The 26,416-nt window shown below is 63.0% G+C and carries 17 protein-coding genes; 6 read left to right on the forward strand and 11 right to left on the reverse strand.

Translation table 11 applies throughout. The features are described 5' to 3' along the window. Nucleotides 1–17: 17 nt before the first annotated feature. A complete protein-coding gene (locus MUN81_RS16305; protein ID WP_245112266.1) occupies nt 18–953 on the forward strand; it encodes a glycoside hydrolase family 43 protein in 936 nt (311 codons plus the stop codon). A gap of 58 nt (nt 954–1,011) precedes the next feature. Further along, complete coding sequence (locus MUN81_RS16310; protein WP_245112268.1) at nt 1,012–2,025, forward strand: glycosyl hydrolase; 1,014 nt, start codon at nt 1,012–1,014, stop codon at nt 2,023–2,025. Here the strand turns inward: MUN81_RS16310 and MUN81_RS16315 are convergent, their stop codons facing one another. The 11 genes from MUN81_RS16315 to rhaT form a co-directional block, all read right to left on the reverse strand. After that, the gene (locus tag MUN81_RS16315; protein WP_245112269.1) at nt 2,026–3,303 is read right to left on the reverse strand and encodes a hypothetical protein; all 1,278 of its coding nucleotides are present in this window, start codon (nt 3,301–3,303) and stop codon (nt 2,026–2,028) included. Between the two features lie 60 nt (nt 3,304–3,363). Next, entirely contained in the window at nt 3,364–6,231 is a 2,868-nt protein-coding gene (locus MUN81_RS16320; RefSeq protein WP_245112275.1) for a glycoside hydrolase family 2 TIM barrel-domain containing protein, read from the reverse strand. A 121-nt stretch (nt 6,232–6,352) separates the two neighbouring features. Continuing rightward, complete coding sequence (locus tag MUN81_RS16325) at nt 6,353–6,586, reverse strand: hypothetical protein (RefSeq protein ID WP_245112276.1); 234 nt, start codon at nt 6,584–6,586, stop codon at nt 6,353–6,355. Then, nucleotides 6,559–8,097, reverse strand: a complete 1,539-nt coding sequence (locus MUN81_RS16330) for a hypothetical protein (RefSeq protein WP_245112277.1) — start codon at nt 8,095–8,097, stop codon at nt 6,559–6,561. Before MUN81_RS16330 ends, MUN81_RS16325 begins: the two co-directional genes overlap by 28 nt. 206 nt (nt 8,098–8,303) lie before the next feature. Next, entirely contained in the window at nt 8,304–9,590 is a 1,287-nt protein-coding gene (locus MUN81_RS16335; protein ID WP_245112278.1) for a glycoside hydrolase family 28 protein, read from the reverse strand. Between the two features lie 91 nt (nt 9,591–9,681). Continuing rightward, a complete protein-coding gene (locus tag MUN81_RS16340; RefSeq protein ID WP_245112279.1) occupies nt 9,682–10,500 on the reverse strand; it encodes a rhamnogalacturonan acetylesterase in 819 nt (272 codons plus the stop codon). 46 nt (nt 10,501–10,546) lie between these two features. After that, nucleotides 10,547–11,350: a rhamnogalacturonan acetylesterase gene (locus tag MUN81_RS16345; protein WP_245112280.1), complete on the reverse strand. Its 804-nt coding sequence runs from the start codon at nt 11,348–11,350 to the stop codon at nt 10,547–10,549. A 170-nt stretch (nt 11,351–11,520) separates the two neighbouring features. Next, nucleotides 11,521–13,467: a rhamnogalacturonan lyase gene (locus MUN81_RS16350; RefSeq protein ID WP_245112281.1), complete on the reverse strand. Its 1,947-nt coding sequence runs from the start codon at nt 13,465–13,467 to the stop codon at nt 11,521–11,523. A gap of 168 nt (nt 13,468–13,635) precedes the next feature. Further along, the gene (locus tag MUN81_RS16355; protein ID WP_245112282.1) at nt 13,636–15,153 is read right to left on the reverse strand and encodes a RagB/SusD family nutrient uptake outer membrane protein; all 1,518 of its coding nucleotides are present in this window, start codon (nt 15,151–15,153) and stop codon (nt 13,636–13,638) included. Between the two features lie 33 nt (nt 15,154–15,186). Beyond that, nucleotides 15,187–18,318: a TonB-dependent receptor gene (locus tag MUN81_RS16360; RefSeq protein ID WP_245112283.1), complete on the reverse strand. Its 3,132-nt coding sequence runs from the start codon at nt 18,316–18,318 to the stop codon at nt 15,187–15,189. 420 nt (nt 18,319–18,738) lie between these two features. After that, nucleotides 18,739–19,824, reverse strand: a complete 1,086-nt coding sequence (gene rhaT, locus MUN81_RS16365) for an L-rhamnose/proton symporter RhaT (RefSeq protein WP_245112284.1) — start codon at nt 19,822–19,824, stop codon at nt 18,739–18,741. Between the two features lie 243 nt (nt 19,825–20,067). Between rhaT and MUN81_RS16370 the strand changes: the two genes are divergently transcribed. The 4 genes from MUN81_RS16370 to MUN81_RS16385 all read left to right on the forward strand — a co-directional run bounded on the left by MUN81_RS16370 (nt 20,068) and on the right by MUN81_RS16385 (nt 26,388). After that, a complete protein-coding gene (locus MUN81_RS16370; protein ID WP_245112285.1) occupies nt 20,068–22,176 on the forward strand; it encodes a bifunctional aldolase/short-chain dehydrogenase in 2,109 nt (702 codons plus the stop codon). A gap of 301 nt (nt 22,177–22,477) precedes the next feature. Beyond that, on the forward strand, nt 22,478–23,488 hold the full coding sequence (locus MUN81_RS16375) for a GntR family transcriptional regulator (protein WP_245112290.1): 1,011 nt from the start codon (nt 22,478–22,480) through the stop codon (nt 23,486–23,488). A 240-nt stretch (nt 23,489–23,728) separates the two neighbouring features. Continuing rightward, complete coding sequence (locus MUN81_RS16380; RefSeq protein WP_245112291.1) at nt 23,729–25,009, forward strand: TIM barrel protein; 1,281 nt, start codon at nt 23,729–23,731, stop codon at nt 25,007–25,009. Next, entirely contained in the window at nt 25,006–26,388 is a 1,383-nt protein-coding gene (locus MUN81_RS16385) for an FGGY family carbohydrate kinase (protein ID WP_245112293.1), read from the forward strand. Before MUN81_RS16380 ends, MUN81_RS16385 begins: the two co-directional genes overlap by 4 nt. Nucleotides 26,389–26,416 lie beyond the last annotated feature (28 nt).

Raw genomic sequence — 26,416 nt, forward strand, 5'->3', positions numbered from 1 at the left:
TCTTTACATTTCATAGGATGAAATACCTTTCGCTTTTCCTGATGCTGCTTGCCTGCTCAGCGTCGGCCCAAACCCCGCTCAAAAAAGGCGAGGCCCTCGTCTTCTGCTACTTCAAAGGAAATGGCCGCGACGGCCTGCACCTGGCCGGCAGCCGCGACGGCTACACCTGGACGGCTCTGAAGCACGACAGCACCTTTCTGTGTCCCACCGTGAGCAAGGACCGCCTGATGCGCGACCCCTGCATCTTGCGCGGACCGGACGGGCTGTTTCACATGGTCTGGACGGTGAGCTGGCAGGACAAAGGCATTGGCTACGCCAGCTCCAAGGACCTCATTCATTGGAGCGAGCAGCGGTTTTTGCCGGTGATGGCGCAGGAGCCCGGCACCCGCAACACCTGGGCCCCGGAAATCAGCTACGATGCAAGCACCAAAACCTACCTCATTTACTGGGCCAGCACCATCACGGGCAAATTTCCGGAAACCCAGCGCGCCGAAGAAAACGGCTATAACCACCGCATCTACGCCACCAGCACGACGGATTTCCAGACCTTCACCCCTACCCGACTGCTCTACGAGCCGGGCTTTAACGTGATTGACGCCAGCATTCAGCCTGACGGCAAGCGCTTCGTGATGTTTCTGAAAGACGAAACCCGCGAGCCGGTGCAGAAGAACCTGCGCGTGGCCTTCGCCGACCAGCTGGCCGGCCCCTACGGCCCGGCCTCGGCGCCCATCACCGGCAACTACTGGGCCGAGGGCCCCACCGCCGTGAAGTTGGGCGCCGACTGGCTGGTGTATTTTGATAAGTACCGCGAGCACAAGTACGGCGCTGTTAAATCCACTGACTTGACGCAGTGGACCGATGTTTCAGACCAAATTAAGTTGCCGGTGGGCCTGCGCCACGGCACCATTTTTCGCGTCTCAGCCAGGGAGCTGAAGCGACTGGAGCAACAATAAGATGCCCATGACTCAGATAACGACTGTAGGCCGACTCCTTGCCGGATGCCTGCTGGCAATGGCCCTGACGGTGGCCGCCCCCGGTCAGGCTATAGCGCAAAAAGCAGGGCCCAAACCTGCCTCCACAGCCAGGCCCGCCCCCAAACCCCTCTTCCGCGACCCGATTTATGACGGCGCGGCCGACCCGGTCATCATTTGGAATAAGCAGGCGAAGAAGTGGTGGATGTTTTACACCAACCGCCGCGCCACCGACAGCACCGCCACTGGCGTGACCTGGGTGCACGGCACCCGCATCGGCATCGCCGAATCGGGCGACGGCGGCACTACCTGGACTTACCGCGACACGGCCAACATCAACTACCGGCCCGACCCGGGCTACACCCACTGGGCGCCCGACATCGTGGAGGACCGGGGCCGCTACCACATGTTCCTGACCTACGTGCCGGGCACCTTCACCGACTGGCAGCACCCGCGCGTCATCGTGCAGCTCACCAGCACCGATTTGCGGAACTGGCAGTACGTACAAACCCTGCCGCTCGTCACCGATAAAGTCATTGACGCCAGCGTGTACCGACTGCCCGACGGCACCTGGCGGCTGTGGTACAACAACGAGCGAGACCACAAATCCATCTACTACGCCGACAGCCCCGACCTGCTGCACTGGACCGACCACGGCCAGGCCCTGAACGAGCGCGGCGAAGGCCCCAAAGTATTCCGCTGGCACGAGCAGTACTGGATGATAATCGACCAGTGGAAAGGCATGGCCGTGTACCACTCCCCCGACCTGCTGCACTGGACCGCCCAGCTGGAGCGCATCCTCGAAACCCCCGGCCAGGGCCGCGACGACCAGGCCATCGGCGGGCACTGTGACGTGGTGGTGAGCAACGGCCGCGCCTTCGTGTTCTACTTCACGCACCCCGGCCGCAGCAAAGCCAGCCCCGCCCCCGCCAACAGCATTGCCGCCAAGCGTAGCGTGATTCAGGTAGCCGAATTGGAGTTCAACAATGGCAAAGTGACCTGTGACCGGAACAAGCCCACGTTCGTGCAACTGGTGCCGCCGCGCAGGAAATAGTTACTTGGGCAGGGCGTCGGAGTCGGCATTGAGGCGGTAGCTTAGGGTGAGGGCCAGACTCCAGGGCTGGTAGTTGAGCTGGTAGAAATAATCGGGCTCGTAGACGCGGCCGTTGGCCATCAGGGTGAGGCGCTTCTGGCTGAAGCCGGCTTCGAGGTAGGGCAGCAGCGTGCCGCGAAACGGGTAGATGAAGTCGCTCACCCGGTCGCCGTATACGAATTCCGACGTCACGCCCCAGAAGCTGTTCACCTCGTAGCCCAGGCCCGCCACGGCCTGCCCTAGTGTGCCCACGGGCAGAAAGGCGCGCAAACCGAAATGGGCCACCACGTTGGTGCCGCTCCACTGAAACGAGCTGGCCAGACTGGTGCTGGTGGCCGCCACCCGCAAAGGCTGGGTGTTGCCGAAGCGCGAGGCCTGCACGTCGCCATGCAGGGCAAACCGGCGCCCGCCGGCCATCACATCGGCGTAGAGGCCGCCTAGTGCATGCACGGCGCCGTCGGCGTTGTAGCCTTCGAGGGCGCCGCCGTTACCCAGCGGGTCGTGCAGACGCAGGGAGTTGTAGCGCAGGCCCGCCGTGACGCCCCAGCGCGTGACGACGTGGGGCCGGGCCGCGGCCGCCGCGGGTTCCGGCAGCTCGGCCGACTGCGGCACGCCCGAGCAGGCGCGGTTGTAGGTGCGCACCACGCGCCGCAGGCCCTCGTCGGTGAAAGCGGTGCCGGGCAGCAACGCCGTCACGGCCGCGCAATCGCCGAAATACAGCAGCAGCTGGCCCCGGAAGTTGTTGGCGTCGGCAATGCGCTCGGTGCCGTCCTTGTAGAGCAGGTAGTTGTGAGCGGCCAGCTCCAGGCGGGGCTGGCCGGGCCGCTGCACAAAGTAGTGCCGGGTTTCATTGAGCACAATGCCCAACAGCGTGGCCGGGCCCTGCACCAGCACGTCGGCCATCACCGAATCGGGCCGCGGGCGGTGCGTGATGCGGTGGCTGAGGTAGGGCAGCCGGGTTTCGGCGTCAAGGTCGATGGTCAGCAGCTCGTGGCGCAGCAGCCGGCCGCTGGCCAGGCTCAGGCTCCGCAGCTGCTGGCTGGTGTAGGTGACGGGCCGCGCCGTGGCAGTGGGCCGGAAGCGTACGGTTTTGGCCGGCTCTTCCCAGAAAGCGTTTTCCACCTCGCCCCGCAGCGTGTCGCCGCGCTGTAGCACCAGGTAGCCGGGCTCGAAGGTTTGGGCGTGCGCCCAATTGGCCGCGCCCAGCAGTAGCAAGGCCGCAAGTATATGTTTTCGCATGCGGAAAAAAGAAAGGCTGCCCCAATGTAGCAGCCGTTCCTTTCACTTCATAAAGCCGGTTTAAAACAAATCGTCCTTCACGGGGGCCACGTAGGGCTGGGGCTTGCTGTCGGACGGTGCCAGGCCAAAGTAGAAGTACAGCGTGCGCCGGATGGGCGCGCCGCTGAAGTGGTTGGTTTCGGAATTGGGACCCAGGTTTTTGGGGTTGTTGTCGATGTTGAGGCCGAGCTTGGTGCCGATGGGCGGAATGGCGTCGAGGAACGACAAGTCGCCGATGGGCAGGCCCGGCTGGGGCTTCACGCCCGAGAGGCCGTAGAAATTGAAGCGACGCACGAACAGGTCCTTGTCCGGACTGGCGATGAGAAATTTGCCTTCCACGGTGTTCATTTCCATCCAGGCAATGTCGGCAAAGTAGCCCTTGAACTCGGGGTAAATCCAGGGCGCGGCACCGGTTTGGGTGTTGTTGTTGGCGTTTTCCCACACGTTGAGCGTGGTGCCGGCCAGGCGGTTTTTCCAGGAGCGGTACGGGCCCTGGCCCAGCCACTTGGCCCCAATGACGAAGTTTTCGGGGTAGGTGAAGCTGATGCCGGCAAAGGGGTGGTCGCCGGTGAGGGCGTACTCGTACTCCATGCGCAGCCAGCCGTTGGCGTGCATTTTCCAGCGCACGGTTTTCAGGTCGCCGGTGTAGCGGGCTTCCACCACTTCGCCGTCGGGCTCGGTGCGGTGCGTGAGGCCGGCGAAGGCCGCCGTGCCGGCCACCAGCACGGGCCCGTTGGTGAAGGAAAGTTTGTCGCCATTGTTGCCCTTCACGCCGGTGAGGCGGCCGTTGGTTTTATTGAAGGTGACAGTGATGTTGCTAGCTTTCAGGGTGAGCGTGCTGTCGACGTCGGTGACTTCCACGGCGGCCTTCTCCTTGCTTTGAAGGCTGAGCACGCCGTCAAGCAGGCGGGCGTTGCCGCCGGTTTTCCAGGTCCATTTGTACACGAGGTTCTTCTGCGGGTCGAAGGCCGAGAGCACCAGCGCGTCGTAGCTCTGCCAGTCTTTGGGCAGTTCCAGTTTCAGCTTGCCGGTGGCCAGCGGGGCCACGGCGGGGCTTTTGAGGCGGCTTTTCTTCCCGCCGATGCTGCCCGCAAACGGGTCGTTGGGCTTGCGGTAGTTCACCAGCTCCCACTGAAAGAAGCACTGGCTGAGGTTGGTGAAATGGTAGCGGTTTTCGACATCCAGCGAGCCGTTGAACTTGGCGGGCAGCTCCTTCAGGCCGATTTTGATGGGCGAGAAAATCTCCCGGATGGCGTAAAAGCTGCCCTCCTTCTCGCGGTGCGGTCCCATGAGGCCGTCGGGCGCGTTCACGCCGTTCACGTCGATGATGTTGTGCTGGTCGGTGCGAGCTATGCCCTCGTCCACCATGGCCCAGAGGAAGCCGCCGCCCGAGCGCTGGGCTTTCCAGTGCAGCTCCCACATGTCGGCCAGGCCGGCGCCGCCGCCGCCGTCGTCCTGGCTGTGCAGGAATTCGGTGGGCATGTAAATGAGCGAATCGGCCAGGATGTCGCGGGTGCTGTAGTAGTTCTCGTAGTGGTTGCAGTCGATGCCGCTGGCCGCGTTGCCGGGGCGGTGGTGCGGGTGAATGACGGGCCGCTTGGTGAGGTCGTACTGGTAGAAAACGGCGTCCAGCTCCTTGTTGGTGCCGCCCTCGTTGCCGTTGTCCCAGAAGATGATGCTGGGGTGGTTCTGGTCTTTCTGCACCATGCTGCGCACCAGCGGCGTGCCGGCCCTGGTGCTGTAGAATTTCTGCCAGCCGGCCAGCTCGTCGAGCACGTACACGCCCAGCGAGTCGCAGAGGTGTAGAAACTCGGCGTCGGGCGGGTAGTGCGACATGCGCACGGCGTTCATGTTCATCTCCTTCAGCAGCTTCACGTCCATCAGGTGGATGCTGTCGTTGAGGGTGCGGCCGGTTTCGGGCCACCAGCTGTGGCGGTTGGTGCCCTTCATTTTCACCTGTGTGCCGTTCACGTAAATGCCCTTGCCGCGCCGCACCTCAATGGTGCGGAAGCCGAAGGATTCAGTGGTCTGGTACTGGGTTTCGGGGCCGCTGCGCAACGTGAGGCGGGCGCGGTAGAGGCTGGGCGTCTCGCTGGTCCACTGGCGCGGGGTTTTCACGGTGATGCTGAGGCGAGCTAGGGTGTCGCCGGCCGCCACGCTGGCGCTGGCGGTGCCCACGGTCTGGCCTTTCTGGTCGAGGATGTCGGCCTGCAGCTGGGCGGCCTGCTTCACGTTGCGCACATTGGCGCGGAGCGTGAAGGAGCCGTTGGCGCGGGCGTCGATGGCCACGTTTTCGGCGTACTGCTGCGGGTAGGACTGCAGGTACACCGGCCGGAAAATGCCGCCAAACACCCAGTAGTCGGCCAGCCGCTCGGCGTTGTTCACGCTGGGCTCGGCCGACATCTTGCTCACCTTCACTTCCAGCAAATTCGCTTCGCCAAACTTGAGCTTGTCGGTGAGGTCATACTTGAAACGGTAGAACGCGCCCTGGTGAATGGGCCCGGCCACCTGCCCGTTCACCTTCACTTCGGTGTCCGTCATCGAGCCTTCAAACACGATTTCGACGCGCCGCCCACGCCAGGCGGTGGGCACGTTGAAGCTGTGTTTATACAGCCCCTGCTCGTCGGCAAAGCGGAAGTTTTTGCCGTAGGTTTTGTAGTCGCGGCCGTAGTTGTAGAGGCCGAAGCCTTCCTGCTCCCAGCACGAAGGCACCGCAATGCGTGTCCAGTAGCCGCTTTTGCGCCCGCCGGTGCAGTAGAAATCCCACTGCACGGCGCGGCGGTTGTCGCGGCCCGAGAGGTACTGGATTTGGCGCTGGGTAGCGGGCGTTTGGGCGCGGTTGGGCTGAGCCAGCAGCAGGGTTAGGAGCAGGAGGCAGATGTATTTCATAGGCGGTATTTAGAACGTCATGCAGAGCGCAGCGAAGCATCTTGCCCGCCATCAGTAATTAGTTGAAGCACGCGAGATGCTTCGGCTGCGCTCAGCATGACGTTCTTTTTTTGGACATTCGTTAGTAATGCGTGTGGTTGACCACGGAATTCCGCAAGTACTCCAGGTCCTTCTTCGAGTCCTTGCCGCTGTGCGCGGCGCGGCGGCTGCCGAAGACACTCAGGCGGCCCTGATTTAGGGTGATGACTTCCTCGGCGCCCTGGCCGGTGAAATCGAACATGTGGAAGACGGTATCGGGGAAATACAGCTCGCCGGTGCCGGCGTCGTTTAGGCGGAATTTGTGCCAGAAGAGCAAGGTAGCGCCGTCGCCGCGCCAGTTGCCGCGCACGAAGTCGGGGTTGCCGTTGAGGGGTTACCGGGCCATTTCTTCACCAGGTTGCCGCCGTTATCGAACCAATAAAGCTGGCTGGACAGGCCGGGCTCGTCGGTGCCGCGGGTGCCGTAGGTGCGGCCGCCGATGACGACCTGCGGGCCGGCCACGCCTTTCAGGAAATTGCCCACGGCCAGCTGCTGGCTGTGCTCGGCCGTGTTTTGCCAGATGATGTTGCCCGTCATGCCGTCGTAGACGAACACGCCGGTTTCGCTGTTGGCGGTGGCGATGTCGAGCCGGCCGTCGCCGTTCAGGTCGCTGAATTTGTAGCTGTCGGCGTGGTCGTGGTTGTCGGGCAGCAGGTCGAAGCGGTTCCAGATTTGCTGGCCTTTGGTGTCGAGCAGCAGCGAGCCCACCAACACCTCATCCAAGCCGTCGGCGTTGAGGTCGACGGGGTACACGTAGTGGCCGAGGTTGTCTTTTTTGCGGTGCTCGGTGTGCTGCCAGAGCTGCTTGAGGTCGGCCGAGTAGGCCGTCACGTTTTGGGTGCCGCCCATGTCGGTGTAGGCCACCAAGTCGTTGGCCGGGCCGGCGTGCAGGTGCGCGATGGCCAGCCGGAAGTTGTTGTACACGTGCGGAAGCGGCTGGGTGGGCCAGGCCGTTTTGCGCAGGATTTTGCCGCTGCGGCCATCGGCCACCACCAGCCATTCCTGGCCCTCGATGAAGCGCCAGTGCACCACCTCGGCGCGGCCGTTGTGGTCGAAATCCCAGAGCACACCCGGCGCCTCAAATTCCGACCGTTCCTTCACGTACTCAGTCGGCGCTTTGTAGGCCCACAGCTCTTTGCCCGCGTTGTTGAACACGTGGGCTGAAAAGTCCGGCTCCAGCGCCATGAAATCGGTTCTGCCGTCGCCATCCACGTCGCCAAACTTCACGGCGTTTGACCGCGGAATGGTGTACTGTTTCAGGAGCTGCACGTCCTCCGGCAGCTGGTAGGGCCGCACATCCTCTTCCTTCAGGCTGGCGTTTTTGCTCAGCACCAGCACGTCCACGGCCGCGCTCATGTCGATGCGCGTCAGCTTCACGTACGCCGGGCCGGCAGGCAGCTCAAACGTACCGCCGACCTGCCAGCTCAGCGGGCCGCGGCCAAACGTTTCGGCCGTTACCTTGTCGTTGATGGCCACTTTGAAGCCGGTATTCTTCTCGCCCTGGCTGCGCACATACAGCGTGTAGCGGCCCGCTTCCGGCACCTGCACCCGCACCTGCATATTGGTCTTCGACTTCAGCACCAACGCCGTGTTGTTGAAAATCCACGGCGCTTTTAGGCCGCCGGCATCGGCAATAATGTTGCCCTTGGGGATTTCCTGAATGAAATCCGAAGCCGGCACAATGACCGTGGCCGGCAATGGCGCGGGCCTTGCGCCGGGCGTTTGGGCGCCAGCTGGTGGGCCCACAAAGCAGCGCAGCGCGACGGCCAGAACGGCAAGTTTTTTCATAGCAAGCGGCGCGGGGCCGAGCGGCGTGGGCAGGAATTGGCGCGGCTGGGCAGCCTGGCGCCGGGGCATCGAAGGAACTGCCTGCCCCGGCCGGAAGCCTCCTGTACCTTCCTGTGAAGCGGGGTCCCCCCAAGCTGTGCTTGGGCTCATTGCAGCGAAGGCCAAACGATTTCCGCCGGGCCGCAGCACAGCTGCGGGGTACGGGTCTACCGCACATCGTCCTTTTGCACCAGCGCCGGGCCGTCTTTCACCGTCATGTGCAGGCCCGACAAATCCACCTTGCGGGTGTGCTCCAGCGTGAGGCCGCGCTGGGCCCGCACTTCGCAGCGCCGGAATTTCACGTCGGTGATGGGGCTGCCTTCAAGGCCGTGGAAGTCGCCCACCACGGTAGTGGTGCCCGACACGTTGATGAGGCGCACGCGGCGCACCACGGGCAGCACGGCGGCGGGCGGCGCCAGCGGTGGCACCATGCGCCAAGCCAGGTTAAACTCGATGGCTTTGCCCGTGCCCACCAGCCTGATGTTGCGGTAGGTGATGCGCTCCACCACCCCGCCCCGACTGGGCTGCGACTTGAAGCGGATGGGCGCCCAGTTGCCCGCGTCCATCAGGCAGTTGCGCACCGTGACGCGGCGGATGCCACCCGACGTTTCGCTGCCCATGGCCACGCCGCCGTGTCCGTAGCCGAAGTGGCATTTCTCGATGAGGATGCGCTGGCTGGGCCGGTTCACGCGCAGGCCGTCGGCATCCTTGCCCGATTTGATGGAAATGCAGTCGTCGTTCACATCGATGCTGCAGCCCACGATGCGCACTTTCTCGCTGGAATCCACGTCGATGCCATCGGAGCTGGGGATGTTGTGGTCGGCGGTGATGGTGAGGTTGGCTACCGTCACGTCGCGGCAGTAGAGAATGTGCAGGCACCACACGGCCTGGTTGTGCAGGCGCAAGTCGGCCAGGCGCACCTTGCGGCAGTTTTGAATGCCGAGCAGGCGCGGCCGACCGCGGCGGGGCCCCGTTTCAGTTGCACCGCTCTCGCGTTGCAGTTGCGCGTTTTTCACCCACGCGTCACCCGAACCGTCGATGGTGCCAGTGCCCGAAATGCTGAAACCGCGCAGCCCGTCGGCATTAACCAAAGCCGCGGTAAACTCCCGCTCCACCCCTTCCCAACGGGTTTTTATCTGCGGATAATCGTCGGGATTGGCCGAGCCTTTCAGCACACCGTTTTGCTCGATGAGCAGGCTGACGTTGGGCTTCAAAAAAAGAGCGCCGCTGAGGAAGGTGCCAGCCGGCACCACCACCGTGCCGCCCCCAGCCGCCGCGCAGGCATCAATGGTGGCTTGAATGGCGGCGGTGTTCATGGTTTGGCCATCGCCTTTTGCGCCGTGCTCAGTGATGAGAAAGCGCGAAGGTGCAGCCGCGGCTGATAAACTGGCAAGAAGCAGAATCAGCAGGACAATCAGCAAAGGCTGGGCACGGTTGAAATCAGCCTTTTTCACTTGGAATGCTTTGGTGGAATCAGGTTGCTTTCAAGCATTACTTCGGCTCAATCACTGCCTGTCATGTTTCGGTACGCTCAGCATGACGAGGCTACTTTTTCCGCAGATACTTGCTCAAGGCCAGCCCCTTGGTGGCCTTGATGCCCTCGGCCACGGTAGCCGCATTGAGCTGCGCGCCGGCTTCGATGGTGTGGGTATGGTCTTTGGAAGTGAAGTAGACGGTGCCGACTTTGGCCTCGCCCTCGCGGTCGTATTTGTCGGCCACCAGCTTGTTGAGGTCGATGAAAAAGGCGCCGCCCTGCTTGGCGGCTTCGGCGGCCCACTGGGTGTAGCCGGTGGTGGCGCGGTTCACTTTGCCGTCTTTCCAGCCGTTGCGCGGCACTAGCGAGCACACGATGGGCGTGGCGCCTTTGGCCTTGGTTTCGGCAATGACCTGGCGCAGGTACCAGCCGTAGCTGTGCACCACTTCCTGCTGCTTGGTGAGGGGGTTGTACACCTCCTGGCTTTCCTCGCCGTTGCTTTTGAAGGTGCCGCGGGCGCGGGCGGTATCGGCCAGCGGGCCGTCGTCGTTGTGGCCGAATTGCATAATGACGAAGTCGCCGGGCTGCAGCTTGTTTTTCACCGCTTCCCAGAGGCCCTTGGTTTGGAAGGTGCGGCTGCTGGTGCCGCCCAGCGCGTCGTTTTCGATGCGGATGCGGGTGGTGTCGAAGTGCGCGGGCAGGTAGTTGCCCCAGCCCCAGAGGCCGCCGTCGCCTTTGCCCTTGCCGTTTTTCACGGTAGAGTCGCCGATGAGGTAGAGCGTGGGTTTGCGCTTGGGCGGGCGCGTGGTGAAGGCGGCCAGCAGCAGAGCCAAGGCGAACAGGCTGGCAGTGAGAGTGGTTTTGGTGGGTTTCATTAAGGTACTGTTCATTTGGAAAAGAACGTCATGCAGCGCGCAGCGAAGCATGACGTTCTTTTTACTTCTTCAGGTACTTATTCAGCGCCAGCTTTTTGTTGGCTTTGATGCCGTCCACGACGGATTCAGCGTTCAGGCGGGCGCCGGCTTCGTTGGTGTGGGTGTGGTCGCCGGGGAAGAACTTCTTCACTTCTTCGGGGCCCAGCTTCTCGTATTTTAGGGCAGTGATGTCGTTCAAATCGATGAACGCCACGCCCTCCTGCTGGGCTACTTCCTGTGCCCATTTGCCGAAGTCGTTGCTGGCCCGGATGACTTTGCCCTCCTTCCACTCGTTCCGCGGAATCATGGAGCACACGATGGGCGTGGCGCCTTTGGCCTTGGCTTCGCGGATGAATTTGCGCAGGTAGAAACCGTAGGTGTTCACGGTTTCGGGGTGGCCGTCGGGCCACACCAGGTTCTTGGTTTCTTCGCCGGTGCCGCGCAGCACGCCGCGGCGGCCGGCCTTGCTGGTGTCGGGCACGCTGCCTTCGTTGTGGCCAAACTGCATGATGAGAAAGTCACCGGGCTTTATGGCGTCGATGGTGGTTTTCCAGCGGCCTTCGGTGATGAAGGTGCGGGTGCTGCGGCCGGCCTTGGCATTGTTGCGCACCCGGATGCGCGTGGTGTCGAACTGCGCCGCAATGACGTTGCCCCAGCCCAGCTGCGGGGCGTTGGTGTTGTTCACCGTCGAGTCGCCGATGAGAAAGAGCGTGGGCCGCGGGCCGGGCTTATGGAAGCTGGCCAGCACCAGCAGCAAGGCCGCAAAGCCGCTGAGCAGCAGGGCCGACGAGGCAGCGCGGCGGGCCGCAGAAGATAGTTTATTCATAGTGTGAGGAAGTAGCAACGGCGCTGCGAAACCAGCGCGAAGGTTCTGTACTCAAAAGTTGGGCCTGATGCTGCGGGGCGTGTCCTGCACCCACCTGCGCCGCAGCGCGGACGCTGCGGGTCTGCGTCCGCATCGGCGGGCCATTTCCTGACGCGGACTGAAAGTCCGCGCTACAGATTTTTCATGCCTTCGCCAATGAAATAGCCGGGGTGAGGGGGCTGGTTATAGCCCACGTTTTCGCGGGCCACGCCGAGACGGTAGGCGCGGTCCTGCATCAGCGTGACGAGGCGGTGCTGGGTGGGGATGGTGGTGCTGAAGATGAGCAGCGCGGTATTATCAGCCGTGCGCCACACCACTTCTTCGCGCCAGTCGCCAAAAAGGTCGGCGCTGAGGCAGGGCGTGGCTTTGCTGCCGTTGCAGGAAGCGGCCCCGAAATCCTTGCCTTCGAGCAGCCTGGTGAGCTGGCCGGCCTGGTAGTCCCACTTCTCCACGCGGGTGTCGTTCAGCAGCTCGCGCAGCAGGTCGCCGTCCCACCACAGGCCGAAGTTGACGGAGCGGGGCGAGGGACCTATTTTTTCGCCTTGGCAGGTGAGCAGGCCCATTTCGGGGTTGCTCACCCACAACTCGGCGCCGTGGTGGCGCGGGTCGATGTCGGCGGCCATGCCGCGGCCCACGTCCTGGCCGGGCAGTTTGGAAACGAGGATTTTGCCCGTGCCAGCGGCGTAGAGCGCGGCGCCGGGGCCATTTTCGTGGCCGGCCACCTTCTCCTCGTTTTCGTGCACGCCCCAGGCTTCGAGGCCGGGCCGGCTGGGGTCGAAGTCCGACACGTGCAGGGCGTCGCCATGGCGCAGGCCGGTGCTGAACAGGCCCTGGCCGTTGTCGTCCACCACCATCGAGCCGTACACGATTTCGTCACGGCCGTCGCCGTCCACGTCGTTCACGCTCAGGCCGTGGTTGCCCATGCCGGAGAAGGGATTCCGGCCGTCTTTCGAGTCGAACACCCAGCGCGAGGTCAGTTGGCCGCCGCGCCAATCCCAGGCGGCCAGCACGGTGCGGCCGTAGTAGCCGCGGCACATCACCACGCTGGGTTTGGCACCGTCGAGGTAGGCCACGCAGGCCAGGAAACGGTCCACGCGGTTGCCGTAGCTGTCGTTGCCGCCGTTGCCGCCCAGGCCGCCCCAGCCGTTCAGCTCGCCGCGGGCGGGCAGGTAGGGCGTGCTGGCCAGCGCCGCGCCGGTGCGGCCGTCGAACACGGTGAAGTATTCCAGCCCCGCCAGGATGCGGCCGAATTTGCTGTCGCGCGGGCCGGGCACGCCCGGGCCGGCGTCGGTGGGCACGGTGAGGGTGCGGTAGTCTTTGCCGGCGTCGCCCAGGGTTTTGCCCGCGCCGTCCACGGTGCCGTCGGCGGTTTTGCAGGCCACTTCGGCGCGGCCGTCGCCGTCGAGGTCGTAGGCCATGAACTGCGTGTAGTGGGCGCCGGCGCGAATATTCTTGCCCAGATTGATGCGCCACAGGCGAGTGCCATCCAGCTTGTAGGCATCGAGAATAACCGGACCGGTGAGGCCGTTGGCGCTGTTGTCGCGGGCATTGGTGGTTTCCCACTTCAGCACGATTTCGTACTGGCCGTCACCGTCGAGGTCGGCGGGGCTGGCGTCGTTGGCGGTGTAGGTATAGGGGCTGGTTTCGGGGCCGCTGCTCACGGTGCCGCCGGGGGGCGGCTGCAACGGCAGGCGCAGGTAGCCGTCGGCCCAGACGCTGGCGGCGGCCGAAGGCCCCGGGTCCATTTTCCCGGCCACGATTTCCCGCACGGTGTAGGTGGCCGGCTGGCCCTTCACGGCCGTTTCATCCAACCAATTGGTGCCGCCTGTCAGCGGCTTGGGGGTCATCTTTTGCATCGTGGCGTTGCCTAGCCTCCGGTACACGTCGAAGGCCACTCCGGGCGCATCACCGGCCAGCAGGCGCCAGCTCACCAGCACCTTGCCGTCGGGCCGCGCAACGGCCACCACTCCCCTGCCCAGCCGTTCGGCCTGAGCCGGGGGGGCCGTGGGCGGCGCAGCCGATGGCCCCGCGCCCAACAGGCCAGCAGTGAAAAGCATGGAAATGAAGCGTGTTTTCATGGCGGAAAGGGGAAACTAGTATTGCATAAAAAAGAACGTCATGCTGAGCGCAGCCGAAGCATCTCTACCGTACCAGTAATCCGATTTACTCCTGCGGTAGAGATGCTTCGACTGCGCTCAGCATGACGTTCTCGGGTTTGCTACAACTCTGTTTAGCCCGCCAGGCCGTTAGTTGTAGCCAGGGTTCTGCTGCCAGAAGCCCGGGTTGATGCGCAGCTCCAGCAGCGGGATGGGGAACAGCAGGTCGTGGTCGTCGAGCTGGCGGAAGTTCACGTTGATGGTCTGGCGCTTGTAGGCGGTCATCACCGAGATGGCGTTGCCGGTGCGCACCAGGTCGAACCAGCGCAGGCCCTCGGCGGCAAACTCGTACTTACGCTCCTTCAGGATGGCCGCGACGAAGGCGGTGGCGTTGGCAGTTTCGGGCGAGGCAGCGGTGTAGGCCGCAATGCCCGAGCGGGTCCGAATCTGGTTCACCAGCTGCAGGGCCAGCGGCGTCACCGAGTTGCTTTCGTAGGTCAGCACTTCGGCGTACATCAGCATCACGTCCTCGAAGCGGATGATGGGGAAGTTGTTGGAGTAGTCGCGGTTGTTCTGAGGCGTGGTGGTGCCTTTTTCCAGAAACTTGGTGAACTGGGGCCGCGTCACGGTCACCACGTTGGTGGTGGGGTTCACGTACACGGTGTCGAGGGTGGCGCGGCGGCGCAGGTCGCGGATGGGCCAGTTCTTGCCCAGGAAATCGGGGCTGGGCGTAATGTCCGTCTGGCTGGGCGAAAACGGCGACCACCAGGCCGGAAACACGCTGCCCTGGTCCCACGGAATGGTGCTGCCCAGGCCCACGCCGCCCGAGGCGTACTGGATTTCAAACACCGCGTACTTGTTGTCGTTCACGGTCTTGAACAGGTCGGCGAAGTTGTTGGCCATCGAGAAAGTGGTGGGGCCGGCGGCGGCGTACACGTCCACGAGCTGCTGCTTGGCCAGGGCCAGGGCGCTGGCGTCGCGTAGCGGGTAGCCGTACATGGTGAGGTACACGCGGGCCAGCATGGCCTTGGCGGCCCACTTGGTGGCGCGGCCGCGGTCGGTGGTGCCGTAGGAAGCGGGCAGGTTGTCGGCGGCAAACTTCAGGTCGTCGACGATGAACTTGTACACGTCGGCCACGGGCGCCCGCGGAATCTGCTTCGACTCTTCAATGCCGAGCACGCGGTCGGCGATGGGCACGGCGCCCCAGTAGCGCACCAGGTCGAGGTAGGCATAAGCGCGCAGGAAGCGGGCCTCGCCCTTGAACTGGTTGACGCGCGCAAAGCCGAAGGGCTGAATTTTCTCCAGCAGGATATTGGCCCGGTACACCACCTCAAACAGGTCGGTCCAGGTGGTCTGGAGCTGGCCCAGCTGCGAGCTGGTGGTGTAGTTGGCAATGTCGCTGAAATCGCGCTGCACCGTCTGGATTTGCGCGTTGATGTTGTCGGAGCGAAACTCCGACATGTTCCAGTTCGAGCTTTGCGGCAACGAGAGGGCGCCGTTGTAGATGGCAATCACGCCCTGGTTCACCTGCGACTCGTCTTTGTAGAATTCGTCGGCCGTGTTGTTGGCCACGGGCGGAATGTAGAGGTCCTTCTCGTTGCAGGAAGTGGCCAGCAGCGCGCCCAGGCCCAGCGCGGCCGAGCACACGAAAAATTTAAGTGCTTTCATCGGAAATATCAGGTTGAAGGGGTGGGAAGGCACTTAAATCGACAGGTTGAAGCCGAACGTGTAGGTGCGGGCCTGCGGGTAGCTGCCGTTGTCGTAGCCGCCGGGCTGCAGGGCCTCGGGCGAGTAGCCGCCGGTGTAGTTGTGCCAGATGTAGGCGTTTTCGAGGGCGAAGTATACCCGGGCGCCGGAGTAGAAATGGCTCTTGGGCAGGGTGTAGCCCAGGGTCACGTTTTTGACGCGGATGTAGTCAGAACTATACAGCCAGCGCGAGTCGAAGTAGGCGCCGGTGGTGGCCCCGATGCTGGGCGTCTTGCCGTCGCCGGGGTCGGCTTCCGACTTCCAGCGGTTGTTCCAGTTGGCGGCGTGGTTGTAGAGGTAGCCCATGCCGGGCCGGTCGATGGAGCGGCCGATGAGCGAGTACAGGTCGCCGCCCTGCTGGGCGTTCACCAGCACGTTCAGGTCGAAGTTCTTGTAGCGGAAGCTGTTGGACAGGCCGAAGGTGAACTTGGGCTGGGGGTTGCCGATGACGGTGCGGTCGTCGTTGTTGATGATGCCGTCGCCGTTCACGTCGCGGTACTTGGCGTCGCCCACGCGGGTGCCGGCCATTTTGGGCCCCGCGTCCACTTCGGCCTGCGTCTTATACACGCCAATGGCGTCGTAGAGCAGGAAGGAGTTGATGGGCACGCCCACCTGCAGAATGCTGGTCAGGTTCTGGAAGCCGCCGGGCACGGGGGTGTCGTCGTAGCCCAGCTTGGTCACTTTGTTGTCGTTGTAAGAGGCGTTAAACGAAGTGCTCCACTCGAAAGCGCCCACCAGGTTGCGCGAATTCAGGCCCAGCTCCACGCCCACGTTGCGCACGTTGCCAATGTTTTGCAGGCTGCGCGTGAAGCCCGTGATGGACGACACCGGCACGGTGTAGAGCAGGTCGGAGGTGTTCTTGATGTAGTAGTCGGCCGTCACCGACAAGCGGTTGTTGAGCACGCTGAAGTCGAGGCCGTAGTTCCAGCTGGCCGTTTGCTCCCAGCCCAGCACGTCGTTCTGGAAGTTGGCGGGGCTGTAGCCGGTGGTGGGCGTCTGGCTGGTGCCCAGCGGGTAGTTGTTCACGCCCAGCACCGCAAACTGCGAGTTGCTCGGGATGCGGTTGTTGCCGGTCACGCCGTAGCTGGCCCGGAACTTCAGGTCGGAAATAGCCGACACGCCGGCCATGAAATTTTCGCCCGACACGCGCCAGCCCACGCTCACGGCCGGGAAGTAGCCGAAGGGGCGGTTGTTGCCGAACTTCGACGAGCCGTCGCGGCGCAGGCTCGCCGACAGCAGGTACTTCTGCTTGTAGTCGTACTGAGCGCGCGTAAAGTAGGACAGCAGCAGGTCCTTGGTGGGCACGGCGATGTTGTTCTGGTCGGTGGTGGAGTTCGAGCGGTCAAACACGTAGGTCCAGTCGTTGGGCAGCTGCGTGTTTTGCTGCTGCGACCGGTCTTCGCGGGTGCGCTCGGTCGAGTAGCCCAGAATGGCGTTCAGGTGGTGGTCGCCGAAGCTGCGCGTGTAGTTAAATACGCCCTGGAACAGGTAGCGCGTGTTGAAGGTCTGGTAGTAGCGCGAGCGGCTCAGGGCGCCTTCGTAAGGAGCGTTGTACCAGGTCACAACGGTGCTGGTGGGGAAAAACTGCTGGTCCTGGTAGTAGCCGTTGTCCAGCGCGCCCAGCAGCTGCAGCTGCAGGCCTTTGTAGATGTCTACGTTCAGGCCCATGTTGGCATTGAGGCGGGTGCGGGTGCCGTTCACGTCGCTGCGCTCCATCACGGCCACGGGGCTGATGTAGTTGCCCGAGTAGTTGTAGCTGCGGTAGGGCTGGGCGCCCACGTAGTTGCCGGCCTCCTTGGGGCCCACGGGGGGCATCTGGGCGGCGTTGAGGGCCTGGCCGCCGGTGCCGTCCACGCGGCCCAGGCTGGCCCATTCCATGCTGGGCGCCAGCGTCATAAACAGCTTGATGCCTTTCTTAATCTGGGCGTCGAAGTTGGCGCGCAGCGTGGCGCGCTTCAGGTTGGTGCCCACAATGATGCCGTTCTGGTCCAGGTACGAGCCGTTGATGTTGTAGGTCACGTTGTCGGAGCCGCCCGACACGCCCACCGTGTACTGCTGCATGGGCGCGCGCTGGAAAATGGCGTTCTGCCAGTCGGTGTAGGCCAGGCTGTCCTGGCCGTAAGCCCACTTGGGGTCGTAGGTGTAGCGAATGACGTTGGTCGTGCTTGGCGGCACGCCGTTCACGGTGAGGCGCTGCAGGCGGGTGGCGCGCGAGTCGGTGGGGCGGTTCAGGGCGGGGTTCTGGTTCACCCAATCAATGTCGATGCCTTCCTTGCGCATCTGAATCCACTCCTCGGCCGACTGCACCTTCAGCCGGCTTTCGGCCAGCTGCACGCCCGTGAAACCCGAGAAGTTGAGCTTGGCCGCGCCCTTTTTGCCGCGCTTGGTGGTCACGAGCACCACGCCGTTGGAGCCGCGCGAGCCGTAGATGGCCGCCGAAGCGGCGTCTTTCAGCACCTCAATGTTGGCCACGTCGGTGGGGTTGATGCCGCGCAGGTTGTCCACGGGCACGCCGTCCACCACGTACAGGGGCTCGTTGGAGGCGTTGATGGAGGCCGCGCCGCGCACCCGAATCTGCAAATCGGCGCCGGGCTCGCCGGAGGGCGTTTGCACGTACACGCCGGGCATCTGGCCCACCAGCGCGTTCTCGATGCGGTTCACGGGCCGCTCCTCAATGTCCTTGGCCGAAATGCCGGTCACGGCGCCGGTCACGTTGCCGGCCTTCTGGGTGCCGTAGCCCACCACCACCACTTCGTCGAGGCCCTTGGCGTCGACGGCCAGCACGGGGCTAACGGTGGTTTGGCCGTTCAGGGCAATTTCCTGGGTGGCATAGCCCACGAAGGAAAACACGAGGGTGCCGCCCTCCGCGGGCACCTGCAGGGTGTAGGTGCCGTCCACGCCGGTGCTGGCGCCGTTGGTGGTGCCTTTTAGCAGCACCGTCACGCCGGGCAGGGCTTCTTTGGTGTCGGCGGTGGTCACCTTGCCGCTCACGGTTCGGGTTGTGGCGCTCTGAGCCAGGGCGGCCGGGGCATACAGCCCCGCCAGCACCAGCAGCATCAGGCATGCCAGCCGGTATAGTTTGTTCATAACTCCTACTTGTAGTGTGGTGGGTTTGTGGAAGAGCCGGAAGACGCCTTGTCAGTAAGTAAGGGCTTCCTTAGCTGAGGTGAAATTAGAATTGGCCCTAGCCCTCACTTACCTGTGCTCACCTGAATTTGCCAAATTCTGTAGCATCTTTTCATTCTTGGTTCCTATCGCCGGGACAATGTGCCGGCAGCCGCCTGTTTACCCAATCTTGGCCATTCCCACGGGCGACCATCTGGCAAAGCTGCCCGAACCGGTTATTCGGGCGTAATGCTTCATGCTTCGCGTGGCCAGCGTATGAGTGGGAGCTGGGCCAACGCTAAATTCCCCGGCAACCAGGCACCCGAAAGCAGTCGTGCCCACCAACCGTTTCTCAACAGCTGGTGGGCACGAATTATTAATTCCCCAATAGAGCGGCTTCGCTTATTCGGTGGTCTGCACCGAGGCTGTCTCCTGCGCATCCTTGTGCGCGGGGTCGCCGAGGTAGTTGCCGTAGCCCACCACCACCGTAGACAGCACCACCGCAATAATGCCCAGCGTGACCGTGCGCATGGTGGTGCGGTTGGCGCCGCGCCACTCGTGCAGAATCAGGCCCCACATCGAGCTAAAGGCAATAATAAAGGCCATGTGTAGTGTCCAGCCCGAGAAGCGGTAGGCGCCCATTTGGCTGTCGCCCATGCCATAAAAGAAGAACTGGAAGTACCACGTAGTGCCCGCAAGCGCGCAAAACAGGATGTTGCGCAGGGCCGGGTACGAAGGATTGAGGTAATTGGTATAGGTCTTGTTTTTGACGTTGAGGTAGAGGCACCAGATGGCGTTGGTGGTGAGGCCACCCAGCAGGATGATGACCAGAATGGCGTTGTTGACGAACAGCGGGTTGGTGCCGTTTTTGGCGGCCAGTTCGGCAATGGGCTGCCCGGCCGTGAGCCCGAACGAGAAGCAGGCGCTCATCACGCCCGAAAACACGGCCACCAGCAGGCCCTTCTTCAGGTCGAACTCGGCAATGGATTCCTGCTTCTGCTCCTGCGTAAGGGTCTTTTCCTTGAGCAGGCCCGCCCGACCGCAAATCAGAATGCCCAGCACGCACACGCCCAGCCCCAGCAAAATGTAGCGGCCCGAAGCCGAGGCGGCCAGCTCGCCCATCTTGCCTTCGTAGATGGGCGGCACCAGCGTACCAAACACCGCGCACAGCCCCAGCGTGACGGCCATGCCCAGGCTCAGGCCCAGGTAGCGCATGGCCAGCCCAAACGTGAGCCCGCCCGTGCCCCAGAGAATGCCCCAGAAGTACGCCCAGAAAATGGTGGAACTGTCGGCTTGGTGCAGCACCTCAAACAGGTGCGGCACGGTGAGGTAGCCCAGAATCCAGGGGGCCAGCAGCCAGCTCACGATGCCGCCCACCAGCCAGTAGCTTTCCCAGGCCCAGCCGTTGATTTTCTTGTAGGGCAGGTAAAAACTGCCGGAGGCGAAGCCGCCCAGCGCATGAAGGATAACTCCCCAGATGACAGCCATAGTGTTTTCGGTTTTGGGCAAAGCTGCCCGGTAAGTGAGCACAAACCCTCCTGTGCTCTCCTGACCGCGAAATAACGGCACCCGGCGCGCCCCGCCCCGGCACGGCAGCTTGTACTTTAGCTCCGCCGTCAACATTTTTATTGCCGAGCAGGAGAGTGCAGGATGTTGGTAGCCAGCCCGGGCGGGCACCTTTGCACCAACCCAACCCTATCCCGATTTCTGTACCGCAACAGAAGCATCATCATGGAAAAAACCCTCACTTTCCAGCACGTGAGTTACCTCTGGGACGAAGCGAAAGCCGCCGAACTGGCCGGCGACGAAGTGGCCCTGTTCCTCTATCGTTCCAACCTGCTGGGCGCCGACCTGCGCCTGACCAACTACGCCGGCGGCAACACCTCCTGCAAAATCACCGAAACCAACCCCGTGACCGGCGAAGCCGCCGAAGTGATGTGGGTGAAGGGCTCGGGCGGCGACATCGGCACGCTCACCAAAGCCGGCTGCGCCAACCTCTACGTGGAGAAGCTGCACCAGCTCAAAAACCGCTACCGCGGGCTGGAATTTGAGGACGAGATGGTGGGCCTGTTCGAGTATTGCCTCTTCGACCCCAAGTGCGCCACGCCCAGCATCGACACGCCGCTGCACGGCCTGTTGCCCTTCAAGCACATCGACCACCTGCACCCCGACGCCCTGATTGCCATTGCGGCCAGCAAGGACGGTGAGCAGATTATGCACGAAATCTGGGGCGACAGCATGGGCTGGCTGCCTTGGCAGAAGCCGGGCTTCGACCTGGGCCTGCAGCTGGAGAAAATTGTGGCCGAAAACCCCGGCCTGCGCGGCGTCATCCTCGGCGGCCACGGCCTCTTCACCTGGGGCGACACCTCCTACGATTCCTACATCAACACTCTGGAGGTGATTGAGCAGGCCGCCAAGTACCTGGAGGCCAACTACGGCAAGAAAGGTCCCGTGTTCGGCGGCGTGAAGCGCGAGCAAACCCTCGACGCCGCCGGCCGCCGTGCCGCCGCCGCCGCCGTGATGCCCGTGCTGCGCGGCCTGGCCAGCAGCCAGCGCCGCATGCTGGGCCATTACACCGACGACGCCCGCGTGCTGGAGTTCGTGAACTCGAACGACCTGCCCCGCCTGGCCCAGAAAGGCACCTCCTGCCCCGACCACTTCCTGCGCACCAAAATCCGCCCGCTCGTGCTCGACGCCGACGTGATGCAGGGCGACGCCGCCAGCGTAAAAACCTACCTCGAAAGCCAGTTTGAGGCTTACCGCAAGGACTACGTGGCCTACTACGAGCGCAGCAAGCACGCCAACTCGCCGGCCGTGCGCGACGCCAACCCCGTCATCATCCTGTGGCCCGGCGTGGGCTTGTTCTCCTTCTCGAAAGACAAGCAGACCGCCCGCGTGGCCGCCGAGTTCTACACCAACGCCATCAACGTGATGAAGGGCGCCGAGGCGGTGAGCACCTACCAGGGCCTGCCCGAACAGGAAGCCTTCAACATTGAGTACTGGCTGCTGGAAGAAGCCAAGCTGCAGCGCATGGCCCCGCCCAAAGCCCTCTCGGGCAAGGTGGCCTACGTGACCGGCGGCACCGGCGGCATCGGCAAGGCCATCTGCGAGGAGCTGCTGAAGTTCGGCGCCTGCGTGGTGGCCGCCGACCGCGACCGCCTCGAAGAAACCCAGGCCGACCTGCGCAAGCAATTCGGCAAGGACAGCACCATCACCGCCCCCATCGAAGTAACCAGCGCCGAAAGCATTGCCGAGTCGCTGCGCGCCGGGGTGCTGCAGTTCGGCGGCGTCGACATCATCGTGAACTGCGCCGGCCTGAGCATCAGCAAGCCGCTGGCCGACACCACGCAGGCCGACTGGGACGTCCTGAACGACGTGCTGGTGAAAGGCCAGTTCCTGGTGAGCCAAGCTGCCGTCACCATTCTGCGCCAGCAGGGCCTGGGCGGCGACATCGTGAACATCGCCAGCAAAAACGGCCTCGTGGCCGGCCCCAACAACGTGGCCTACGGCACCGCTAAAGCGGCTCAGCTGCACATGAGCCGCCTGCTGGCTGCCGAGCTCGGCCCCGACAAAATCCGCGTGAATACCGTGAATCCCGACGCCGTGCTGCGCGGCTCCAAAATCTGGGAAGGCGAGTGGGCCGCCGGCCGCGCCAAGGCCTACGGCATCTCGGTGGAAGAGCTGCCGGCGCACTACGCCAAGCGCACGCTGCTGGGCGAGGAGCTGTTGTCGGAAGACATTGCCAAAGCCGTGCGCGTGTTCGTGGATGGCTCGCTGAGCAAATCGACCGGCAACGTGCTGAACGTGGACGGCGGCGTGGCCATGGCCTTCGTGCGCTAAGCGGCTGGCATGACGAACAATTAGAACGTCATGCAGAGCGCAGCGAAGCGTCTTTACCGCGGTAGTAACCAGATTTACTAAAGCGGTAAAGATGCTTCGCTATGCTCTGCATGACGTTCTTTTTGTGCAAAATAATGCCGGCTATCTATCGCCTTGCATGGCCGGATGGGCTACATTTGGGGCAGGGCCCAGGCCCGTCGTTTTGCTCCTTCTTTTCCTCGTGCAACTGAATTTCGCCGCCTCCCGCCGGGTTTCCCGGTGGAAAGCAGCCTGAATTCACCGCCCTTGCCCCCCACCCGGCATGTACCAACTCCAACTTAAGCCCCTCGATAAAACGCCGAAGTACAAGCAGATTGTGCAGTCGGTGATAATGGACATCGAGCGCGGCGTGCTCAAGAACGGCGACCACCTGCCCAGCATCAGCGAGCTGAGCGTGGAGCACTACCTGGCCCGCGACACCGTGGAAAAGGCCTACCGCGAGCTGCGCGAGCGGGGCTTCATCACTTCGGTGCAGGGCAAGGGCTACTACGTGGAAGCCAGCGATACCTCGAAGCTGAAGATTCTGCTGGTCTTCAACAAGCTGAGCTCCTACAAGAAAATCATCTACTACGCCTTCCTCGAAACCCTCGGCGACCGCGCCACCGTCGACCTGCAGATTCACCACTACAACGTGAACCTGTTTCAGGAAATCATCGAGAAGAACCTCGGCAAGTACAACTACTACGTGGTGATGCCGCACTTCACCCTCGATACCGACAAGGCGCTGTCGCGGGCCATTCTCAACACCATTCCCTCGCAGGAATTGGTGCTACTCGACAAAGACATTCCGGAGCTCCCGCACGACTGCCTGCGCGTGTTTCAGGACTTTGACAAGGACATTTTCGGGGCGCTGGAAAACGCCGAGGACCTGCTGGAAAAGTACACCCGCCTGGTGCTGGTGCTGCCCTCCGACGCCAACCACCCCGAGGAATTGCCCTGGGGTTTTCGCTCCTTCTGCCTGATGCGCAACAAGGAGTTTTCGGTGGTGGAAAACGCCATGAACGAGGTGATTATTCCCGGCACCGCCTACGTGGTCATTCGCGAAACCGACTTGGTGGAGCTGGTGAAAAAAATCCGCCAGACAAGCTACCTGCTGGGCCGCGAAGTGGGCATCATCTCCTTCAACGAAACGCCCCTGAAAGAGCTGCTGAATATGACGGTGATTACCACCGACTTTGAGGCCATGGGCAAGACAGCCGCCACCCTGTTACTGGAGAAGAAGCGGGTGAAGGTGAAGAACCCGTTTTACACCATCCGGCGCGGGTCGCTGTAGAGACTCCTCACCCCCGGCCCCTCTCCCAAGGGAGAGGGGAGTCACAGCGGCTGGAACATAACCTTTCGTCCGGAATCGTCAATCATTAGGCTCTCCTCTCCCTTGGGAGAGGGGCCGGGGGTGAGGCGCCCTACGTCAGGTTTCCGGCGCAAAACAGGAGAGCCCAGAACAGTTGCGGCGAAGGGAAACGGGTAATTTGTTGTACCCATCTGACACCGGACTTACTTCTTCAACGGCCTTATGTTCTCTGACCAACGCCTAGCCGAACTCAACCAGCCGCTGCTGGCCGAGCACCACACGCAATTTCAGCACCTTGCCGAGTCGCCGCGCCTGCGCCAGGCCGACGTTCAGGCCGTGGTGCAAAAGCTGATTGATTTTCAGGTCGCCATTCCGAGCTGGGCGCTGGGCACCGGCGGCACCCGATTCGGCCGCTTCGCGCTAGGCGGCGAGCCGAGCACGCTGGAGCAAAAAATCGGTGACGTGGGCATACTTCAAGCCCTGAACCGCTCGTCGAACTCCATCTCCCTGCACATTCCCTGGGACATTCCGCAGGACATCCCCGGCCTCAAGCAGCTGCTAAAAGAGCAGGGGCTGGTGATTGACTCGGTGAACTCCAACACCTTCCAGGACCAGAAAGACCAGGCCCAGACGTACAAATACGGCTCGCTGAGCAACACCGATAAGGCGGTGCGCGAGCAGGCCATTCAGCACAACATCGACTGCGTGCGCCACGGCCGCGACCTCGACGCCCGGACCCTGACCGTGTGGCTGGCCGACGGCTCCAACTTTCCGGGCCAGCAGCACCTGCGCCGCGCGTTTCTGCGCACCCAGGAGTCGCTGGCGGCCATCTACGAGGCCATGCCCAGCGACTGGACCATGCTGGTGGAGTACAAGCCCTACGAGCCCAACTTCTACTCGATGGTGATTCCGGACTGGGGCACCTCGCTGGCCTTGTGCCAGGCGCTGGGCCAGCAGGCACAGGTACTCGTGGACCTGGGCCACCACCTGCCCAACACCAACATCGAGCAGATTGTGGGCCGCCTACGCCAGTTTGGCCGCCTCGGGGGCTTCCACTTCAACGGCTCGATGTATGGCGACGACGACCTGACCACGGGCAGCATCAAGCCTTTCCAGCTCTTCCTGATTTTCAACGAGCTGGTGGACGCCGCCCAGGACCACTCGGTGCCCGCCGAAGCGGTGGCTTACATGATTGACGCCAGCCACAACGTGAAAGACCCGCTGGAAGACCTGCTACAATCGGTCGAGAACATTCTTTCGGCCTACGCCAAGGCCCTGCTCGTGGACCGCGACGCCCTGGCCGAGGCCCAGGAAGCCAACGACGTGGTGCGCGCCGAGGAAATCCTGCGCGACGCTTTCCTGACCGACGTGCGGCCCCTGGTGTCGGAGGCCTACCTGCGGGCCGGCGGCGCCATCAAACCCATTGCGGCCTACCGCGCCGCCGGCGTGCGCGAGCAGCTCATCAGCCAGCGCGGCAAGCACAGCGTATCGACGGGGCTATGAAAAAGAACATGAAAAAGTCGGTGTACGCCGTGTTCGACATCGGCAAGACCAACAAGAAGCTGATTCTTTTCGACGAGGACCAGCAGATTATTGACGAGGAGCTGCACGTGTGCACCGACGTGCTCGACGACGACGGCTTTGTGTGCGACCACCTGCCCCGCCTCACCGAGTGGGTGCTCGACCATTGGCGCCAGTTGCGCCAGCACCCGCACTACAGCGTGAAGGGCGTGAATTTCACGGCCTACGGGGCCAGCTTCGTGCACCTCGGCGCCGACGGTGAGCCTGTGCTGCCGCTCTACAACTACCTCAAGCCGATTCCGGCCGAGATTGAGGCACAATTTTACGCGCAGCTGGGCCAGTCGAAGGAAGAATTTGCGGCCGACACATGCTCGCCGCAGCTGGGCATGCTGAACTCCGGCCTGCAACTGTATTGGCTGAAATACGCCAAGCCGGAGCAGTACGCCAGAGTGCACACCTCGCTGCACCTGCCCAACTACCTTTCCTACCTGATTTCGGGCGAGAAATTCAGCGACTACACCTCCTTGGGCTGCCACACCAACCTGTGGGACTACCAGCGCAGCGACTATCACGAGTGGGTGCGCCGCGAGGGCATCGACGAGAAGCTGGCGCCGCTCACGCGCGACTCCATTGCTTCGGTGGTCGATGGCATATTGGTGGGCGTGGGCCTGCACGACAGCACTTCGGCCGTGATGCCCTATCTGGCGCAGAACGACGAGCCTTTCGTGCTGGTCTCGACGGGCACCTGGTCGGTCACCATCAACCCCTTCAACAGCCAGCCCCTGACGCCGGAGCTGCTGCGCCGCGACTGCCTCAGCTTCATGACGCCGCGCGGCGAGGCCACCCGCGCCGCCCGCGTGTTTCTGGGCCGCGAGCACGATTTTCAGGTAGAGCGCATTGCGGCCCACTTCCACGTGAAGCCGGATTTTTATCGCTCCATCGTGCTGGCCCGGCCCTACGACGAAACCTCCGCCGACTTCAAGCCCGGCTGCATGGCCGGCACCGGCCCTTTCCCCGACGAGCCCGCCGGCGAGTGGGACCTGAGCGGTTTCCGCACCGCGTCGGATGCCTACCAGCACCTCATGCACGGGCTGATTAACATCCTGCTCGAATCCATTCACCTGGTGTGGCAGGGTGAAAAAACCATCTTCGTGGATGGCGGCTTCGCCCGCAACCCGCTCTTCATGCAAACGCTGAGCTGGAACTTCCCCAAGGCCGAAATCCGCACGCTGGAAGTGCCGCAGGCCACGGCGCTGGGCGCCCTGGTGCACCTGGAACAAGGCGAGGCACTGAAGAAAACCCAGCCGCTGTTTACGGATGAGGACGAGCTGCCAATGGTGGTGCAGAGCCGGGCGAGCTAGATTGAATTAACGGCGTAAACGGGCGCCT

This window comes from Hymenobacter sp. 5317J-9 (assembly GCF_022921075.1).
Classification (GTDB): domain Bacteria; phylum Bacteroidota; class Bacteroidia; order Cytophagales; family Hymenobacteraceae; genus Hymenobacter.

Excerpts from the sequence above, each read along its gene's own strand:
- MUN81_RS16305 (WP_245112266.1), top strand. The coding sequence starts at position 18 with ATGAAATACCTTTCGCTTTTCCTGATGCTGCTTGCCTGCTCAGCGTCG.
- MUN81_RS16310 (WP_245112268.1), top strand. The coding sequence starts at position 1,012 with ATGGCCCTGACGGTGGCCGCCCCCGGTCAGGCTATAGCGCAAAAAGCA.
- MUN81_RS16315 (WP_245112269.1), bottom strand. The coding sequence starts at position 3,303 with ATGCGAAAACATATACTTGCGGCCTTGCTACTGCTGGGCGCGGCCAAT.
- MUN81_RS16320 (WP_245112275.1), bottom strand. The coding sequence starts at position 6,231 with ATGAAATACATCTGCCTCCTGCTCCTAACCCTGCTGCTGGCTCAGCCC.
- MUN81_RS16330 (WP_245112277.1), bottom strand. The coding sequence starts at position 8,097 with ATGAAAAAACTTGCCGTTCTGGCCGTCGCGCTGCGCTGCTTTGTGGGC.
- MUN81_RS16340 (WP_245112279.1), bottom strand. The coding sequence starts at position 10,500 with ATGAACAGTACCTTAATGAAACCCACCAAAACCACTCTCACTGCCAGC.
- MUN81_RS16345 (WP_245112280.1), bottom strand. The coding sequence starts at position 11,350 with ATGAATAAACTATCTTCTGCGGCCCGCCGCGCTGCCTCGTCGGCCCTG.
- MUN81_RS16350 (WP_245112281.1), bottom strand. The coding sequence starts at position 13,467 with ATGAAAACACGCTTCATTTCCATGCTTTTCACTGCTGGCCTGTTGGGC.
- MUN81_RS16355 (WP_245112282.1), bottom strand. The coding sequence starts at position 15,153 with ATGAAAGCACTTAAATTTTTCGTGTGCTCGGCCGCGCTGGGCCTGGGC.
- MUN81_RS16360 (WP_245112283.1), bottom strand. The coding sequence starts at position 18,318 with ATGAACAAACTATACCGGCTGGCATGCCTGATGCTGCTGGTGCTGGCG.
- rhaT (WP_245112284.1), bottom strand. The coding sequence starts at position 19,824 with ATGGCTGTCATCTGGGGAGTTATCCTTCATGCGCTGGGCGGCTTCGCC.
- MUN81_RS16370 (WP_245112285.1), top strand. The coding sequence starts at position 20,068 with ATGGAAAAAACCCTCACTTTCCAGCACGTGAGTTACCTCTGGGACGAA.
- MUN81_RS16375 (WP_245112290.1), top strand. The coding sequence starts at position 22,478 with ATGTACCAACTCCAACTTAAGCCCCTCGATAAAACGCCGAAGTACAAG.
- MUN81_RS16380 (WP_245112291.1), top strand. The coding sequence starts at position 23,729 with ATGTTCTCTGACCAACGCCTAGCCGAACTCAACCAGCCGCTGCTGGCC.
- MUN81_RS16385 (WP_245112293.1), top strand. The coding sequence starts at position 25,006 with ATGAAAAAGAACATGAAAAAGTCGGTGTACGCCGTGTTCGACATCGGC.